The organism is Acinetobacter sp. YH16044, from assembly GCF_013417145.1.
Classification (GTDB): Bacteria; Pseudomonadota; Gammaproteobacteria; order Pseudomonadales; family Moraxellaceae; genus Acinetobacter; species Acinetobacter amyesii.
Window position 1 is genome coordinate 1 of the sequence record NZ_VPEK01000008.1, and the last position, 17,376, is coordinate 17,376.

Here is a 17,376-nt window from a genome sequence, read left to right on the forward strand (position 1 = left end):
CTGATGCTAGTTGGTCTAACACCTTGCAATGTTTGTCTTTTATACGTAATTTAAGGGTTTTCATGTACTTATATTAACAATCAAAACTCAAGGAAAATAGTCCTTAGTTAAATCAAACGACACTTCATGTCGTGTCGCTTATATCTCTGACCTGAAGGACAGAGTTTTACGCTCCATTTGATAAAACAGCTGTGCCATCACGGCATTCTGTCTTGAAACAAAATTTTTCCGCTCATTAATCTGTAAACTGGCCTGCTCTCGTATAGCATCATATTCTGCCGTTGTGAGTTTTCGCTGATTCTTCCAGTGCGCATCAGGTACATAACCTGTTCCATAATGTACATTCAACAATGGCAATTCATGAAAATATTTTGCCGTCGCACGTTTTTCTTTGGCTGTTAAAATATTCAGATGAATCCATTCACTGCCAAGATGAATCGATGGATCACGCTTCATACCTTCAGCAATCCATTTTTTTGGCTAGTTTAATATTGCCGATCAACTCATAAGCTGTGCCTAAATTCACTGCCATCTTCGGTAAACCTGGATGCTCTTTTTCAATTTCACTTAAAACCTTAATGGCTAAATCGTGACGACCTGCGTGGATCTGATGTACGGCAAAATCAATTTCTGCTTGATAGTCTATTGGGCTAGGATGCCTTGATACAAAGTTATTCAATTTCTCATCATGATCTTCTTCAAGTTGATTTTCTTTTTATGAATCAGATGTATAAAAATCTTCTACATTGGTATTTAAACATGCCCAACTTGGCATAGTGATGAGTAATATGCTGCTCAATAGCATGATTTTTTTTCATTTCATTGTTTTTACAGATAGGCGGATTGAATATCATGTTCGACCTGTCTTTCATTAGCACATTATAATTTTAAAGTGATTGAGTTTTTAAGTTACTGCTATTCAAACATAAAAAAGCCACCCGAAGGTGGCTTTTTTCATTCAGCGAACTGAATTATTCATCATCTTTTTTTGCTTCGTCAGTAGGAGGTAAGTCCTTGACCGCTTCCGCAATTAGACCAAACATATAGTTGCCATAAGCATTTGTTTTGTCGTAATGGAAACGCAAACGTGGCGTAATACGTGTTTTGATACGACGGCTCAGTTCATGACGCAAGAAACCAGATGCTTTATTCAAGACATCTAAAGTTTCTTTATTTGCAGCTTCACTTTGCTCATCGCCTAGCTCACGACCCATTACAGTCACATAAACTTCGGCATATCCTAAGTCTGGGCTCACCTTCACGGCAGAGATGGTCACAAGACCACCTAAGCGTGGATCTTTCAGCTCCTGACGGATCAGTTCTGACAACTCACGTTGTACTGTATCCGCCATACGCTTCAGACGTTGACTACCCGCCATTAAAGACTCCGTTTAATCAATTGAACATCGTACACTTCGATCTTATCTTGTGCTTTGATGTCTTTATAGCCTTTCACCGCAAGACCACATTCCATACCGGCACGAACTTCTTCAACCACATCTTTGTAGCGACGAAGAGATTCAAGCTCACCTTGGAATACCACCACGTCATCACGTAATACGCGAATCGGTTTATTACGGTGTAATGTACCTTCAAGTACCATACAACCTGCAGCAGCACCGAATTTACTTGAGTGGAACACTTCACGTACTTCAGCAACACCAAGAATTGTTTCACGGTGTTCAGGCGCTAATTTACCGCTCATCGCATCTTTCACATCATCAATTAATTGATAGATGATCGAGTAGTAACGAATGTCGATACCATCAGCATCAGCTTTTTGACGTGCAGTATTATCAGCACGTACGTTAAAGCCGAGAAGAACCGCTTCTGATGATTCAGCAAGTGTTACGTCAGACTCAGTGATCGCACCAACACCTGAACCAATAATACGTACTTTCACTTCATCAGTTGCAAGTTCAGCAAGTGCAACGTGTAATGCTTCCAAAGTACCACGTACGTCTGTTTTCAATACCACGTTGACAATAGGCACATCTTTCTTGCCCATAGACGCCATGATATTTTCAAGACGCATCGCAGATTGACGCTCAAGACGTTTTTGACGTTCACGATCCATACGCGCATCAGCAACTTCACGTGCTTTTTTCTCGTCATTTACAACAAGAACTTCATCACCCGCCATTGGCGCTTCTGGTAGACCCAAGATTTCCACAGGAATCGAAGGACCAGCAGATTTAATACGTTGACCATTTTCATCTGTCATTGCACGTACACGACCGTATGACGAACCTGCAAGAACAAGGTCACCCACTTTCAATGTACCGTTTTGAACAAGAATCGATGTTACCGCACCACGTCCTTTGTCTACACGTGCTTCAATTACAACACCTTGTGCCGCACCCTCTTCAGATGCTTTAAGCTCAAGAAGTTCGGCTTGAATTGAGATCAAGTCAAGAAGTTCGTCGATACCTGCACCGCTGTGCGCAGAAACCATTGCCACTGGAACGTCACCGCCCCATTGCTCAGGTACGATTTCTTTCGTCGTCAACTCATTCAATACGCGATCTGGATCAGCAGACTCTTTATCCATTTTGTTGATAGCAACAATAATTGGCGTACCTGCTGCACGTGCATGGTCAATCGCTTCAGCAGTTTGTGGCATAACACCATCATCTGCTGCAACAACCAACACTACGATATCTGTAGATTTCGCACCACGTGAACGCATTGCAGTAAATGCTGCGTGTCCCGGTGTATCTAAGAAAGTAATAATACCTTTTTCAGTTTTCACATGGTAAGCACCAATATGCTGTGTGATACCACCTGCTTCACCTGCAGCCACTTTAGAGCGACGAATACGGTCAAGAAGTGATGTTTTACCATGGTCAACGTGACCCATAATTGTCACAACTGGCGGACGAGTGGTTTGGACACCACGCGCTTCTTCAGCTGCTTCAAGTAAGTTGTCTTCTGCTTGTGTATCCGAAACAAGTACTGGATTGTGACCCATTTCTTCAACAACAAGTACTGCGATTTCTTGATCAATCGCTTGGTTTTGAGTAACCAATTCGCCCATTTTCATGAGTGATTTGATAACTTCGCGAACTTTAACCGCCATTTTCGCAGCCAAGTCAGCAACAACAATTGTTTCACCAATTTCAACATCATAAACTTGTTTTTTAACTGGTTTTTCAAAGCCATGCTTGTTCGCTTGACTTGTTTTTAAACCACGTTTATGTGAGTTATCACGGAAAGATTGCTCTTCACCACGACGACCACCTTTTTTAGGTGAACGTGAATTGTTGGTATTGGTACCACGTTTAATTTCACGGTCTTCTTTCGCAAATGAATCTTCATATGCCTGACCTACAAGGCCGGCAGCAAGCGGAGAATCATCTACAACACGAATGGTCGCAGTAGTGTCTTCGTTAGAATACTTAGACGCCATTTGACGCATTTGCTCAAGCGTACGTTGTTGCGCTTCTTCAGCGGCTTTACGACGCGCCGCTTCTTCTACAGCTTTCAATTGTGCTGCTTGAGCTTCACGTGCTTTTTTCTGTTCTAGAGTTTCAACAGGTTTTGTAATTGGCTTGTTGTTTGACTTACGTTTTACAACAACCGCAGCTTTCGGTGTTTCTTGCTTCGCATGTTCTTGCTTCGCAGCAGCACGCATTGCTTCTAAAGCTTGTTTCGCTTTAGATACTGGTTGTTGCTTCGGTTCTTCAGCTTTCGCTTCAACCTTAGGTTCCTGTTTACGTGCTTGTTGGTCAGCTTGTGCTTTCGCTAATGCTTCAGCTTTAATTTGCTCAGGATCCGGTTTAACAAATGTATGTTTCTTACGAACTTCTACATTAATCGTTTTTGCCTTGCCCGATGTACTCGCCACTTTAGCAGTACTGGTAGTTTTACGTTTCAACGTGATTTGTCCTGCATTGCCCGCATCCTGACCATGAACTTTTTTCAAATGGTTAACGAGGGCATTTTGTTGTTCAGTGGAGATAATATCTTCAGGTTTAGTTTGTGTTAAACCTGCATCACGAACCTGTTCCAGCAGCTTCTCAACTGGACGACCCACGCTGAGAGCTAACTCCTTAATCGACTTGTCCGTCATATATTACCTCCTAGTTAAACCATGATTCGCGCGCTTTCATAATAAGTTGACCTGCTTTTTCAGCACCTAAACCTTCAATATCAGAGATATCGTCAGTGGCTTGATCTGCAAGATCATCTACAGTTACCACACCGCGAGCGGCAAGCGCATATGCGATTTCTTTAGTCACGCCTTCCATTGCAGCAAGCTCTTCGCTTGGCTCTTGGATGTTCTCTTGTTGTTTCAATGCATCAGCCAATGCAACTTCTTTTGCACGACCTTGTAGCATTTCAACAGTTTCAGCATCAAGTTCGATCTCATCGAATGTTTCCGCAGGAACATACGCGATTTCTTCTAATGATGTGAAGCCCATTTCAACCAACGCCATCGCTAAGTCTTCATCAATATCTAGACGTGTAACAAACATATCTAAATATTGTTGCGCTTCGTTTTGTTGGCGTGCGTGATATTCTTCTTCAAGCATCATATTGAGCTTGTAACCAGTCAATTCAGATGCTAAACGTACGTTTTGACCTTGAGAGCCAATTGCACGCGCTAACTGATCACTCGTTGCAAAAATAATATCTGCAGTACGTTCTTCTTCATCAATCACGATACCTGATACATCAGCAGGCTCTAAAGCACTTGCAATGTACTGTGCCGCGTCATCCGACCAAACGACTACATCAATACGCTCACCATTTAACTCTGACTGAACCGCTTGGATACGTGTACCACGCATACCAATACATGCACCTACAGGATCAATACGGTGATCGTTTGTTTTCACAGCGATTTTAGCACGAACGCCAGGTTGGCGTGCAGCTGCCTTAATCTCAATGATTTCTTCAGCAATTTCAGGAATTTCTTTCTTCATCAATGCGATGAGCATTTCAGGTTTAGAACGAGAAAGTAATAACTGAGCACCACGGCCTTCACGGTTCACATTAAACAAAATCGCGTTTACACGTTGTTTAGGACGTAGAATTTCTTTAGCGATCATTTCTTCACGCGCAAGATATGCTTCTGCATTGTCACCTAAGTCAATGATAAAGCCATCTTTGGTTTGTTTTTTCACTTCACCGTAGATGAGTTCACCAACTTTAGACTCGTAAGCATCTGCAATTAATGCACGTTCTGCTTCACGAATTTTTTGAACAATCACTTGTTTCGCAATTTGTGCCGCAATACGACCGAAATCAATCGATTCAACTTCAAGTTCACGAATATCGCCAATTGCCCATTTTGCAGGATCTACATCAGAGATCGCATCTTGGCATGCTGGCATTTCGTGATCTTCGTCGGCAACCACTTCCCATTGACGGAAAGTACGGTAATCACCAGTACGACGGTCGATTTCTACACGTAGACGAGCTTCTTCCGAGTGAGTTCCCTCATAGAATTTCTTCTTAGTCGCTGCAACTAAAGCTTGTTCAAGCGCTTCAAAAATTGCATCACGACTTACACCTTTTTCGTTACTAACCGTTTCTACTACGGTAAGAATTTCACGAGCCATAAGTCACCTATTCGTTCAGATTCTTATTTATTAAATTAATCTTGGAAAACCAGATTTGCTTTATCAATATTGTGGCTGTCAATATCCAATACTTGTTGCTTTTCAACTTCAACCTGAATCATTTCGTTCTCAAGGTCTACGTTTACAAGTTTGGCTTGGAATTTACGACGATTATCTACAGCACTGATCAAACGCAAAGCGACTTGCTGACCAATGTATGCCGTCATTTGTTCCAATTTAAAGAACTGACGATCCCAACCTGGAGATGACACTTCCAATGCATATTCGCCTGAAATTGGATCATGTACATCCAACATCGCACCCACTTGCTGAGTGACACGAACACAGTCCTGCACGCCGATACCACGGCCTTGCTCAACTTCACCATCTTCATTGATGACAGGTTCTGCATTTTCATCAACTTCACGGTCGATATAAATACGTAACAGTGAACGTTTTCCTTGAGGTTGGAAATCAATCCCCCAAAGTTCTACATCACATGCTTGCACCGCTGGGGCAATTAAGTCCTGAAGTGCTTGAGTTTTATTTGATAGCTTCATTTACTCTCGTCAAATTTGTGCGATTCGATGGTCGAAATGACCACTACAGACCAATACGAAACTATAGTAGTAGTGAAACATGACGGTTTGACCAAAATACTGTCGACACTACACGATAGCCAATAAAAAAGGGCGTAAATCGCCCCATTATTACACAGAAAACCATAGTCCACTGTGCAAAAAGGCCCACCTAGTTGTGAGCCTCTTTTAGAAACTTGGTAGCGGGAGCTGGATTTGAACCAACGACCTTCGGGTTATGAGCCCGACGAGCTACCAGACTGCTCCATCCCGCATCAACATGCAAAAATTATATACAATTTCTTGGTCATTTTCAATCTAAAACAACCTGAAGAATTGCCCTACTGAGTTGCATCTCAGAGGATTGGTAGCGGGAGCTGGATTTGAACCAACGACCTTCGGGTTATGAGCCCGACGAGCTACCAGACTGCTCCATCCCGCATCAACATCACAATGACTTTCAGATAAACTGCTTATATAGATTGTGTGCTATATAAGATTGGTAGCGGGGGCTGGATTTGAACCAACGACCTTCGGGTTATGAGCCCGACGAGCTACCAGACTGCTCCACCCCGCATCAATATGCAAATAGTTTTCTCAGCTTTAAAAGCTGTCCATTTAAAAGTTTGCATCTTAAAAATAGAATTGATTGGTAGCGGGAGCTGGATTTGAACCAACGACCTTCGGGTTATGAGCCCGACGAGCTACCAGACTGCTCCATCCCGCATCAACAGAGTTTTGCTGCATACACCAACTTATGTTCTGGATTATAAGTTGGTGCGGAAGGGGGGACTTGAACCCCCACGCCCGAAAGCACTACCACCTCAAGGTAGCGTGTCTACCAATTCCACCACCACCGCAGCTGTGACGCATTCTAGTCTCAACACGTCAAAAAAGAAAGTGCTAAATAAATTATTCAGCGCTTTTTGGTGCAGTTGGCGAAGTTTCAGCCGATTTTGCAGGCGCAGTCGGTACTGAAGAAATCGCATTCAGACTATAAGCATCTGTCGTTTGTTTCTTTGCAAACACAGCAAGTGTCAAGCTCGTAACGAAGAACAAAGCCGTTAAAATCGCAGTCAAACGGGTCATAAAGTTACCCGAACCCGATGCACCAAATACAGTTGCAGCACCGCCGCCACCAAAAGATGCACCCGCATCTGCGCCTTTACCATGCTGAACTAAAATCAGCACGATCATTAAAATCGCTAAGATAATATGTACCACCAGCACAAACGTATGCATGCTGAACTCCTAATTATTTTGTATATGCAAATGCTTGAGCAATTTTATAAAACGACTCTGCATTTAATGATGCACCACCGACCAGCGCACCATTGATATCTGGACAGGCTGCCAACTCTACTGCATTTTCAGGTTTTACACTACCACCATAAAGAATCGCAGTATGAAGTCCCATTGGGGTGATTTGGCTTAAACCTTCACGAATTTTAGCATGCATCGCTTGCGCATCTTCAGGTGACGCCGTTTTACCTGTGCCAATAGCCCAAATTGGCTCATAAGCCACCACAATTTGTTTCCACTGCTCTGCTTGTACGACAGCAGCTATATCACATATTTGTTGTAACACAACCTGTTCTGCTTGACCGCTTTCACGTTGTTCTAAGCTTTCACCCACACAATAAATCACAGTCAAACCTGCGTTTAATGCATTTTTTACTTTTTCATTAATGATATGCGGTTGATCAGCAAAAATTTCACGGCGTTCTGAATGACCAATCAGTACAAATTCAACACCATAATCTTTTAATAGCTCAGCACTTAGCTCACCCGTATATGCACCTGTACCTGCAACGCGAGAAACGTCTTGTGCAACAGTCATGATGTTACGGCTAGCTTGTGCTAATTCATTTTGCACCGAGGTCAGAGCAATAGCTGTTGGTGCAACCCCAATATGGCATGCCGCTTCAGCAATATTTTGTTCATTTAATAATTGCTTAAAATTCTTAAGAAGTGCGCCAGCATCGGCTTGCAATGGGTTCATTTTCCAGTTACCCACTACCCAAGGCGTAATCGTCGAACCCGACATATTTATCCCACATGACAAAGATGAAATCGGGCACATTCTACACGTAATTCATAATTTTGAAGATAAATTTCAACACATTTGCATCTTCGAACCACACCAGTCATTCCAAGATCTTCACTTTTCTGTAAAAAAATTAAGCAGATTTAAGGACTGGTTCATGCTTTTTACCAATTCTTAGCTAGTGACAACACTTTAAGATATGGTATTTTTGTGCAACAAAAGTATAATTTTGCTATACCAATTATAAACAGACTGAAGCATAGGCAAGTAAAAGCATGACAGCAGTTCAAGGTTCTTCAAGATTTACGGGGTTTATTCGTCGCTTAGTTGACGAAGGGCATCTGTCTGCCGAAAAAATGCAAACAGCGCTGCAAAATTCAAAAAAGGCTCATCAAGATATCGTGCCGCATTTGATTCAGGAATATCAACTTTCAGCACGCCTGATCGCTGAAACCATCTCGATAGAGTTCGGTGAACCGGTTTTTGATATTTCGACTTATGACACCTCCTTAATTATTCGTGATGAATTTGAAGATAAGTTAATTACCAAGCATCGTATTTTGCCCATTTTTAAACATGGCAATTTATTATTCGTTGCGATCAGTAATCCCACCAATATTGAAGCAGTGGATGCTATCCGATTTGGTAGTAAGCTCAATACCGAAACCATTATTGTTGAACATGACAAACTTGAAAAGTTAATTGAACAGAACTTCGCTGAAGAAAGTACTTTTGACTTTGATGATGACTTTGATCTTGATTTAGATAGTGAAACACCCGATCCATCTCAAGAAGATGAAGATGAGGCAACGGGTGATGAAGCGCCGATTGTTAAGTACATCAATAAACTACTAGTCGACGCAATTCGCATGGGTGCATCTGACTTACATTTCGAACCCTATGAAAAGTCTTACCGCGTCCGCTACCGTGTCGATGGCGTGTTAAGAACAATTACCAATCCGCCCTTGCAGCTCGCTACAAGACTTGCTTCACGTTTAAAAGTCATGTCACAAATGGACATCTCGGAAAAACGTATACCTCAAGACGGTCGTATCAAGTTAAAGCTGTCAAAGAACAAAGCTATCGACTTCCGTGTGAACTCTTTACCGACCTTATTTGGTGAAAAACTTGTTCTACGTATCCTTGACCCTTCTAGTGCGATGTTAGGGATTGATGCATTGGGTTATGAAGCGGATCAAAAAGAACTGTTCATGCAGGCTTTAGAAAAACCACAAGGCATGCTGCTCATTACCGGTCCAACGGGTTCCGGTAAAACTGTATCTTTATATACAGGTTTAAACATTCTCAACCGTGAAGATACCAACATTTCAACGGCCGAAGACCCTGTGGAAATTAACTTAGAAGGCATCAATCAGGTCAACGTAAATAATAAAGTCGGCCTCACCTTCTCTGCAGCCTTAAAATCATTCTTACGTCAAGACCCTGATATTGTCATGGTCGGTGAGATTCGAGATTTAGAAACGGCTGAAATTGCCATTAAAGCAGCTCAAACGGGTCACATGGTGATGTCTACACTACATACCAATAGTGCACCTGAAACATTGACACGCTTACGCAATATGGGCGTGCCCTCATTTAACATTGCGACATCCGTGAACCTTGTCATTGCGCAGCGACTTGCGCGTCGCCTATGTTCACAATGTAAAGAAACAGTAGAGGTACCAAAACAAAGTCTACTGGAACTTGGTTTTACTGAAGACGATTTAAATACACCAGAATTTCAAATATACCAACCTGTTGGTTGTGCCGAATGCCGTGAAGGCTATAAAGGCCGTGTCGGTATATATGAAGTCATGAAAGTGACACCTGAAATTTCAAGAATTATTATGGAAGATGGCAATGCCTTACAAATTGCCGAAGCTTCAAATCAAGCAGGTTTTAACAATTTACGCCGTTCAGGCTTAATTAAGGTCATGCAGGGGGTGACTTCACTTCAAGAAGTCAATCGTGTGACCAGTGAGTAAGTGAATTAGTATTTAAAAATAAGGATAAATTCATGGCTGTAAAAAAAGCGCAGATGATGCCAACCTTCAGTTATGAAGGCGTGGATCGCAAAGGGGCGAAAATCAAAGGGGAAATGCCTTCGCGTAATATGGCTTTAGCCAAAGTCACTTTACGTAAGCAAGGCATCACCATTAAAACCATTCGAGAAAAACGCAAAAATATTCTCGAAGGCTTGATGAAAAAGAAAGTATCCACTTTGGATATCACGGTATTCACGCGCCAACTTGCAACCATGATGAAAGCCGGTGTACCGCTCGTTCAGGGTTTTGAAATCGTGGCGGAAGGCCTAGAAAACCCAGCCATGCGTGAAGTGGTCTTGGGGATTAAAGGTGAAGTTGAAGGCGGTAATACCTTTGCTGGTGCGCTGCGCAAATATCCGCAGTATTTCGATAACCTATTTTGCTCCTTGGTTGAATCAGGTGAACAGTCGGGTGCATTGGAAACCATGCTAGACCGTGTTGCCATTTACAAAGAAAAAAGTGAATTGCTTAAGCAAAAAATCAAAAAAGCCATGAAATACCCAGCAGCGGTCATCGTTGTCGCTGTTATTGTGACGATTATTTTGATGGTAAAAGTGGTTCCCGTATTCCAAGACTTGTTTTCATCATTTGGTGCAGACTTACCTGCCTTTACCAAAATGGTGGTCAACATGTCGGAATGGATGCAAAAATATTGGTTCTTCCTCATCATTGGAATTGGAGCTGTGATTGCTGGTTTCATGGAAGCGAAAAAACGTAGCAAGGCTTTCCGTGACTTCTTGGACAAAGCTGCACTGAAAGCACCGATTTTTGGTGATTTGGTTTATAAAGCAATTATTGCCCGCTACAGCCGTACCTTGGCAACCACATTTGCAGCCGGTGTACCCTTAATTGATGCGCTTGAATCAACTGCAGGTGCAACCAACAACGTGGTATATGAAACAGCTGTGTTAAAAATTCGTGAAGATGTGGCGACCGGCCAGCAATTGCAATTCGCCATGCGTGTCACCGATAAATTTCCCTCTATGGCGGTTCAAATGGTGGCTATTGGTGAAGAATCAGGCGCTTTAGATGCCATGCTAGATAAAGTGGCAACGCATTATGAAAACGAAGTTGATAATGCCGTAGATGGCTTAACCTCGATGATGGAACCCTTAATTATGGCGGTACTGGGTGTCCTCGTTGGTGGTCTTGTGATTGCAATGTATCTTCCAATCTTCCAAATGGGTTCTGTGGTTTAATGCAAGAATTAATAACATATTTAATCAATACCCCAATTGCGATGTATATCGCAGTTGGGATTTTTAGTCTTTGCATCGGTAGTTTTTTAAATGTGGTGATTTACCGTACGCCAAAGATGATGGAACAAGAATGGCGCACAGATTGCCAACTGTTTTTACATCCAGACCAACCGATTATTGATGAAACAAAGATCACACTAAGTACCCCTGCTTCAACGTGCCCAAAATGCAAAACGCCCATTCGTTGGTATCAAAACATTCCGGTCATCAGTTGGATTGTGTTACGCGGAAAATGTGGAAGTTGCCAAAACCCGATCAGTAGCCGTTATCCACTGATCGAGCTACTCACCATGATCTGCGCGCTGATTGTTGTTGCTGTTTTTGGCCCAACCATCCAAATGCTGTTTGGTCTGGTGCTGACTTATGTATTGATTGCATTAACATTTATTGATTTTGACACCCAACTTTTACCTGACCGTTATACCCTTCCTTTAGCTGCACTCGGGCTTGGCGTGAATAGCTATGCCATTTATACCTCTGCAACCTCAGCCATTTGGGGATATATCATCGGCTTCTTATGCCTATGGATCGTTTACTATTTATTTAAAATTATCACTGGCAAAGAAGGTATGGGCTATGGTGACTTTAAGCTTTTAGCTGCCTTGGGTGCATGGATGGGCCCTTTCCTGCTTCCACTGATTGTATTACTCTCTTCACTAGTGGGTGCAATCATTGGCATTATTTTGCTCAAAGTTCGTAAAGATAACCAACCTTTTGCATTTGGTCCCTATATTGCCATCGCCGGATGGATCGCCTTTTTATGGGGTGATCAAATTATGAAAATTTATTTGGGTCAGTAAGGTCGTTGTATGACATTTGTCTTGGGTTTAACAGGTGGTATTGGTAGCGGTAAATCTGCTGCAAGCAATTGGTTTGAACTCCAAGGCATTCAAGTCGTCGATGCTGATATCGTTGCACGGGAAGTTGTCGAACCTGGTCAACCCGCACTGAATCAAATTCAGCAACAATTTGGTGATTGGGTTTTACTTGCAAATGGTGAGTTAAATCGGCGTGCATTACGCGAGCATATCTTTAAAGATCCTACAGCACGTCAAGCACTTGAAGCCATTACCCATCCAGCAATACGCCAGTCCATTATCCAACAATTAAACGAAGCCACTAGCCCCTATGTCATCTTGGTTTCGCCGTTATTATTTGAAACCAATCAACATGAATTGGCCAATCACACCTTGCTGATTGATGCCACAGAACAATTGCAAATTCAGCGTGCATCACAGCGTGATGGTCAAAATATCGAGCAAATCCAAAAAATTATTCAAGTTCAAATGTCACGTCAGGAAAAGCAAAAAATTGCAGATGATATCGTGCTGAATGATGGTCATTTAGATCATCTTTATGCGCAGCTTCGACCCTTACATCTCAAGTACTTAGCGCACGCTGAAAAAAGCTAAAGAAAAAAGCAGTCTTACTCAGACTGCTTTTTTTGTTGTTCGAGTTGCTGCTCTAGACTATCCTTTCGTCCCAACCATTTCCACGGTTGAATCGCTCCAATCCCCATCCCGACCAATCCGCACACAATTGCAAAACTTAAGGGTTCATTTAGCAGCGGTACCGCTAAAATCGCAGCAATAAAAGGTGCCAAAGTTACGATACTTCCGGCTTTAAATGCACCTAAGCGCTTGATCGCCTCTACATACGTTAAAGTCGCAATAATCACCACAAAAATACCGTGAAAGATGACTTGCCCAATGAGCTGCAGCGGCTCAGGATCGGACCAATGTTTAGGGAAAAATAGTAGGTAAATTGGTACAAATACCACGGCAGACCAAATCGCAACCCCCGCCATGGCATGCCAAGCAGAGAGCTTCCATTGCTTAAGCAATACCGTAAATATCCCCCACCAAATGGCACTGATAAAAAACAGCAAATCACCTAAACCAAACGCTACACCGGTTTCCACATACATCAAATAACTCATTAAGCTAATGGCAGAGACCATAATCACCACACTGATCCAGGTATGCTTATCGAGCGGCTGTTTGAAGATCAGAAATGCGGCTATGGCCGTACATAAGGGAATACAACCATTGAGGAAAATTGCAGCATGGGCCGCAGGAGCATAATGAAATGCGCTATAGGCCGTTAAACAATAGGTCACCCCACCGAGCATAGCGAGGATAAAAGGCTCTTTCTTCCATAAAAAAGCCGTATCTTTTTTATAAATCAAAATTGGCATTAAGATGCAAAATGCCAAAGCAAACCGAAGTGCCGTGATATCCCAAGCACTGATTCCCCAATTGGCACTTAAACGCGCCGTTAAGGTGAATCCTCCCCAAATACACATGGTAATGAACACATATAAATAACCTTGCTTTTGAGGAGACATCATCACTGCTATTTCAATTCATTATTACGTTGACGACATGCTTCATACAATGCCATACCTGTTGCGACACTGACATTTAAGCTTTGCAAATTGCCGGCCATTGGAATGTACACAGTTTGATCACATTGCGCCTGCGTAATAGGACGTAAACCTGTATCTTCAGCGCCCATCACCACACATACACCCGTACCTGTGAAGTCAAAGTTTTGAATCGGCAACGCTTTTTCATCTAGCATGGTGCCGACCACACGTACATTAAAGTCTTCTTTGATTTGAGCCAAGGTACGTGCCAAGTTCGTCACCTGAATAAACTTCACTTTTTCAGCACCACCTGCAGCAACTTTACGGGCTGTTGGGGTAAGCGTCGCTGAACGATCACGCGGTGCAATCACAGCTTCAACACCCATGGCTGCCGCTGTACGAATGCATGCACCAAGGTTATGTGGATCTGTAATATGATCTAATGCCAATAGCAACGCATTTGGATTGGCTTGTAATAAAGCCTCTAAATCTTTTTCGTTCAAGACTGGATGTGGGCGTACAGCCGCAACCACACCTTGATGGAACGGTTGTCCCGCAAGTTTTTCCAAACTATCACGACTAGCTTTTTGAATGCTGACACCAAACGGTTCTGCAAGCTCAAAAATACGTTTTAAACGCTGATCATCACGTCCTTTTAACGCAAATAAAGTTAAAACGCGTTCTGGCTCAAGTTCCAGTAATGACTCCACTGAATGAACGCCATAATAATATTCCGGTTTCGCCATGAACGACCTCTAAATTGCAAACTTCGATAAACTTTTGAACAGGGTATGATATCCCTAGAGCACAGCATAGGCTGCCAAAAAGAAAAATCCTGCAAAGCAAGCTTTACAGGATTTATGCTATGACACATAGTTTAACCGATTTAAGGTTAAAAAACTGTGCCTAAATTGATTGAATCGTTAGCCTTCTAAGTGGCACACATAATCCAAGACTTCGTCTGTTTCAATTTTAAAACGGCTATTACCTGGCACGTAGAACGATTGGCCCGCACGGAATAATTCGCTTTCTTCGCTATCTGCAATTTGAACACGACATTCACCTGAAATAATTTCCATACGTTCAGGTACATGAGTTTCAAAAGTCAGCGCTTGTTCAGTTGGAAGCAACACACCCAGTGTTTTCTTTGTTCCATCTTCAAATTGCACAGTATGGCTGATGCATAGACCGCCAAAATAAACATTTGATTTTTTGATTACCGATACATGATCAAACTGTGCTGACATGCGTTTTCTCCAGATAAAGCATATTTATAATATTTTGATCGATGTAGTTTAATTGTGCTGCAAAAACTAATCAATCTGTGTTGAAAACTGTGCGATAGATAATTACAAAAATCTGAGTACTGGATGTGCCCCTATTTCATCCCACCACCTCAACATTTAGAGTCTAAAACAAGCTGTGCTGTTGTACAAAATACTTTTTTGTTTCATCCACTAAAGTCCTAGTTAGGGTTAATTGAAACGCTGCAAACTCATTTCAAAAAAATAGCAGCGTGATGAATCATATTGGTGGATTTGAGTGACCAAATCATGACGTTTTATGGCAATAACACGCTAGATTAAATACAAGAATACATACACAAACGTGTTTTGTGAGGACTTGGCAGGACATTTGATGGTTTCAGCTCACGTTATGCAAGATCACCTACTCTTTACATCACAACACTGCATGGATACAGCGGATACGAAACTAATTTCTTGTTAAACTGAAATTTAAGATAGAATTATGAGGTTTTTCGTCATCTTAAAATAAAACTTGTCTTGTGACCAAAACAAAACTTAATTATCTTTAACTAGAACTTTTCGCAGCTCGGATGCGTTTATGCTGACACATTTAACTCTGATCAATTTTGCATTAGCCGACCATTTAGCCATCGACATTGAACAAGGCTTTAATGTCCTGACGGGTGAAACGGGTGCAGGTAAATCTTTACTTCTAGACGCATTATCAGCTTGCTTAGGTGAACGTACAGACACCAACTACGTGCGCTATGGATCAGACAAAGCCGATGTGACAGCGACCTTTAGCTATCAAGAGCACAGCCCTGAAGCGCTTTGGCTCAAAGAACACGAACTAGATGATGAGTCTGGCGAAATCCATTTACGTCGCGTGATTTTTGCAACAGGTCGCAGCAAAGCATGGATTAATGGACGTCCGAGCAGCTTATCTGAGTTAAAAGAAATTGGCCGCTTATTGGTACAACTCTATAGCCAACACAGCCAACAACAACTCTTGGAACCGCCTTATCCAAAACATTGGCTAGATCGCTATTACAATTTTTATCAGCCTGCTCAAGCCGTGCGTGATGCCTATAGCAAGTGGCAAAAGGACATTCGACAGCACCAAGCAGCACTCGATGCCCAAGCCACACGTAAGCAACGGATAGAAACGCTTGAACTTCAATTAGAAGAACTTGAAGACCTTGTGCAAACGGACTACAAGGAAATCGAGCAAGAATTTGACCGTCTCAGTCATCATGAACATATCATGCAGGATTGTAGCTATGGTCTAAATGCCCTCGATGACGCCGAGCAAAATATCAATCAAGAAATGGGCGCGATCATTCGTCGAATTGAATCGCATGCAGGACGTAGTGAACAACTTTCTGAAATTTATACGTCGCTACTGAACGCTCAAAGTGAAATTGAAGATGCCACCGCAAATTTACGTCAGTTTATTGATCGTCAAAGTTTCGATCCTGAACGTATGGACGAATTAAACACTAAACTCGAAGTTTTTCATCGCTTAGCGCGTAAATATCGTACTCAGCCTGAAGATTTAAAAAATGATTATGATGCGTGGCAACTTGAGCTAGAACAATTACATCAACTTGAAGATCCTGAAACCCTAGCTGAACAAGTGGAAGTGTCTCATCAAGACTTTTTAGCCAAAGCACAGCATTTGGATGATATTCGTCGTGAAGCATCTACCCCATTGGCGAAGCAATTGACTGAACAAGTGAAGCAGCTCGCGCTCCCAGAAGCACATTTTGAATTTAAATTTGAGCCTCTAGAACAAGCTTCAAGTGAAGGTTTGAGCTTTATTCAACTGCTGTTCACCGCAAACAAAGGGATTCCTGCTCAGCCTTTAGCACGCGTGGCATCGGGGGGTGAATTGTCACGTATTGCCTTAGTCATGCAAGTGATGAATGCTGAAAAAACTGAATCAGAAGTGTTAGTCTTTGATGAAATTGATGTCGGGATCAGTGGCGGAACGGCAGAAATTGTCGGGCGTTTGTTGGCTGATTTGGCGCAGCATGTTCAAATTTTATGTATTACTCACCAAGCCCAAGTCGCTGCCCAATCTGACCAACATCTTTTGGTGAAAAAACGCCAAACGGATCCTGCAAGCAGTACCATTATTGAGTTAGAAGAAGATGATCGGATTCAAGAGCTGGCTCGAATGACTGGTGGTGTGGAGATTAGTCAAACGACCTTACAACACGCAAAACAGTTGCGACAATTAAAATTTCAACATAGTTAATTTTT

At 42.3% G+C, this 17,376-nt stretch carries 16 protein-coding genes and 5 tRNA genes; 5 read left to right on the forward strand and 16 right to left on the reverse strand.

Annotated features, from left to right (window positions below; all coding sequences use genetic code 11):
- Nucleotides 1-138 precede the first annotated feature (138 nt).
- From FTV38_RS06955 to tpiA, 13 genes are all read right to left on the reverse strand, one after another.
- Complete coding sequence (locus FTV38_RS06955) at nt 139-456, reverse strand: hypothetical protein (RefSeq protein ID WP_180022043.1); 318 nt, start codon at nt 454-456, stop codon at nt 139-141.
- A gap of 4 nt (nt 457-460) precedes the next feature.
- Nucleotides 461-679 carry a M48 family metallopeptidase gene (locus FTV38_RS06960; RefSeq protein WP_180022044.1) on the reverse strand — a complete coding sequence of 73 codons (219 nt, stop codon included), beginning with the start codon at nt 677-679 and terminating at the stop codon, nt 461-463.
- A gap of 292 nt (nt 680-971) precedes the next feature.
- On the reverse strand, nt 972-1,379 hold the full coding sequence (locus tag FTV38_RS06965) for a ribosome-binding factor A (protein ID WP_078189413.1): 408 nt from the start codon (nt 1,377-1,379) through the stop codon (nt 972-974).
- Nucleotides 1,379-4,072 (reverse strand): translation initiation factor IF-2, encoded by a 2,694-nt coding sequence (infB, locus tag FTV38_RS06970; protein ID WP_180008040.1) that lies wholly within the window; start codon nt 4,070-4,072, stop codon nt 1,379-1,381. The genes FTV38_RS06965 and infB overlap by 1 nt, the downstream gene beginning before the upstream one ends.
- Before the next feature lie 10 nt (nt 4,073-4,082).
- Nucleotides 4,083-5,567, reverse strand: a complete 1,485-nt coding sequence (gene nusA / locus FTV38_RS06975) for a transcription termination factor NusA (protein ID WP_180010651.1) — start codon at nt 5,565-5,567, stop codon at nt 4,083-4,085.
- A gap of 35 nt (nt 5,568-5,602) precedes the next feature.
- Nucleotides 5,603-6,127 (reverse strand): ribosome maturation factor RimP, encoded by a 525-nt coding sequence (gene rimP / locus FTV38_RS06980; protein ID WP_078192559.1) that lies wholly within the window; start codon nt 6,125-6,127, stop codon nt 5,603-5,605.
- Nucleotides 6,128-6,343: 216 nt separating this feature from the next.
- Nucleotides 6,344-6,420: transfer RNA gene (locus FTV38_RS06985), tRNA-Met, on the reverse strand.
- Nucleotides 6,421-6,510: 90 nt separating this feature from the next.
- Nucleotides 6,511-6,587: transfer RNA gene (locus tag FTV38_RS06990), tRNA-Met, on the reverse strand.
- Nucleotides 6,588-6,645: 58 nt separating this feature from the next.
- Nucleotides 6,646-6,722 (reverse strand) — tRNA-Met (locus FTV38_RS06995).
- 73 nt (nt 6,723-6,795) lie between these two features.
- A tRNA-Met gene (locus FTV38_RS07000) sits at nt 6,796-6,872 on the reverse strand.
- Between the two features lie 48 nt (nt 6,873-6,920).
- A tRNA-Leu gene (locus FTV38_RS07005) sits at nt 6,921-7,005 on the reverse strand.
- A 52-nt stretch (nt 7,006-7,057) separates the two neighbouring features.
- Nucleotides 7,058-7,387 carry a preprotein translocase subunit SecG gene (secG, locus tag FTV38_RS07010; protein WP_078192560.1) on the reverse strand — a complete coding sequence of 110 codons (330 nt, stop codon included), beginning with the start codon at nt 7,385-7,387 and terminating at the stop codon, nt 7,058-7,060.
- Between the two features lie 13 nt (nt 7,388-7,400).
- Nucleotides 7,401-8,192, reverse strand: coding sequence for a triose-phosphate isomerase (gene tpiA / locus FTV38_RS07015; RefSeq protein WP_180022045.1), 792 nt, complete (start codon nt 8,190-8,192; stop codon nt 7,401-7,403).
- Between the two features lie 275 nt (nt 8,193-8,467).
- Here tpiA and pilB point away from each other — a divergent pair, with 275 nt between their 5' ends.
- From pilB to coaE, 4 genes are read left to right on the forward strand one after another with little or no spacing between them, the layout of a single operon-like run.
- A complete protein-coding gene (pilB, locus tag FTV38_RS07020; RefSeq protein WP_180022046.1) occupies nt 8,468-10,177 on the forward strand; it encodes a type IV-A pilus assembly ATPase PilB in 1,710 nt (569 codons plus the stop codon).
- A 32-nt stretch (nt 10,178-10,209) separates the two neighbouring features.
- Nucleotides 10,210-11,436: a type II secretion system F family protein gene (locus FTV38_RS07025; RefSeq protein WP_168378204.1), complete on the forward strand. Its 1,227-nt coding sequence runs from the start codon at nt 10,210-10,212 to the stop codon at nt 11,434-11,436.
- On the forward strand, nt 11,436-12,296 hold the full coding sequence (locus FTV38_RS07030; RefSeq protein ID WP_180022047.1) for an A24 family peptidase: 861 nt from the start codon (nt 11,436-11,438) through the stop codon (nt 12,294-12,296). The genes FTV38_RS07025 and FTV38_RS07030 overlap by 1 nt, the downstream gene beginning before the upstream one ends.
- A 9-nt stretch (nt 12,297-12,305) precedes the next feature.
- A complete protein-coding gene (gene coaE / locus FTV38_RS07035) occupies nt 12,306-12,908 on the forward strand; it encodes a dephospho-CoA kinase (RefSeq protein WP_168378206.1) in 603 nt (200 codons plus the stop codon).
- A gap of 14 nt (nt 12,909-12,922) precedes the next feature.
- Here coaE and FTV38_RS07040 read toward each other — a convergent pair whose 3' ends face one another.
- The 3 genes from FTV38_RS07040 to FTV38_RS07050 all read right to left on the reverse strand — a co-directional run bounded on the left by FTV38_RS07040 (nt 12,923) and on the right by FTV38_RS07050 (nt 15,111).
- Entirely contained in the window at nt 12,923-13,843 is a 921-nt protein-coding gene (locus FTV38_RS07040; protein ID WP_168378261.1) for a DMT family transporter, read from the reverse strand.
- A gap of 8 nt (nt 13,844-13,851) precedes the next feature.
- Nucleotides 13,852-14,610 carry a 23S rRNA (guanosine(2251)-2'-O)-methyltransferase RlmB gene (gene rlmB / locus FTV38_RS07045; RefSeq protein ID WP_168378207.1) on the reverse strand — a complete coding sequence of 253 codons (759 nt, stop codon included), beginning with the start codon at nt 14,608-14,610 and terminating at the stop codon, nt 13,852-13,854.
- A 177-nt stretch (nt 14,611-14,787) separates the two neighbouring features.
- On the reverse strand, nt 14,788-15,111 hold the full coding sequence (locus tag FTV38_RS07050; protein WP_067763086.1) for a pyrimidine/purine nucleoside phosphorylase: 324 nt from the start codon (nt 15,109-15,111) through the stop codon (nt 14,788-14,790).
- Nucleotides 15,112-15,709: 598 nt separating this feature from the next.
- Here FTV38_RS07050 and recN point away from each other — a divergent pair.
- Entirely contained in the window at nt 15,710-17,371 is a 1,662-nt protein-coding gene (gene recN, locus FTV38_RS07055; protein ID WP_180008045.1) for a DNA repair protein RecN, read from the forward strand.
- Nucleotides 17,372-17,376: the final 5 nt, after the last annotated feature.

Excerpts from the sequence above, each read along its gene's own strand:
- FTV38_RS06955 (WP_180022043.1), bottom strand. The coding sequence starts at position 456 with ATGAAGCGTGATCCATCGATTCATCTTGGCAGTGAATGGATTCATCTG.
- FTV38_RS06965 (WP_078189413.1), bottom strand. The coding sequence starts at position 1,379 with ATGGCGGGTAGTCAACGTCTGAAGCGTATGGCGGATACAGTACAACGT.
- infB (WP_180008040.1), bottom strand. The coding sequence starts at position 4,072 with ATGACGGACAAGTCGATTAAGGAGTTAGCTCTCAGCGTGGGTCGTCCA.
- nusA (WP_180010651.1), bottom strand. The coding sequence starts at position 5,567 with ATGGCTCGTGAAATTCTTACCGTAGTAGAAACGGTTAGTAACGAAAAA.
- rimP (WP_078192559.1), bottom strand. The coding sequence starts at position 6,127 with ATGAAGCTATCAAATAAAACTCAAGCACTTCAGGACTTAATTGCCCCA.
- secG (WP_078192560.1), bottom strand. The coding sequence starts at position 7,387 with ATGCATACGTTTGTGCTGGTGGTACATATTATCTTAGCGATTTTAATG.
- tpiA (WP_180022045.1), bottom strand. The coding sequence starts at position 8,192 with ATGTCGGGTTCGACGATTACGCCTTGGGTAGTGGGTAACTGGAAAATG.
- pilB (WP_180022046.1), top strand. The coding sequence starts at position 8,468 with ATGACAGCAGTTCAAGGTTCTTCAAGATTTACGGGGTTTATTCGTCGC.
- FTV38_RS07025 (WP_168378204.1), top strand. The coding sequence starts at position 10,210 with ATGGCTGTAAAAAAAGCGCAGATGATGCCAACCTTCAGTTATGAAGGC.
- FTV38_RS07030 (WP_180022047.1), top strand. The coding sequence starts at position 11,436 with ATGCAAGAATTAATAACATATTTAATCAATACCCCAATTGCGATGTAT.
- coaE (WP_168378206.1), top strand. The coding sequence starts at position 12,306 with ATGACATTTGTCTTGGGTTTAACAGGTGGTATTGGTAGCGGTAAATCT.
- FTV38_RS07040 (WP_168378261.1), bottom strand. The coding sequence starts at position 13,843 with ATGTCTCCTCAAAAGCAAGGTTATTTATATGTGTTCATTACCATGTGT.
- rlmB (WP_168378207.1), bottom strand. The coding sequence starts at position 14,610 with ATGGCGAAACCGGAATATTATTATGGCGTTCATTCAGTGGAGTCATTA.
- FTV38_RS07050 (WP_067763086.1), bottom strand. The coding sequence starts at position 15,111 with ATGTCAGCACAGTTTGATCATGTATCGGTAATCAAAAAATCAAATGTT.
- recN (WP_180008045.1), top strand. The coding sequence starts at position 15,710 with ATGCTGACACATTTAACTCTGATCAATTTTGCATTAGCCGACCATTTA.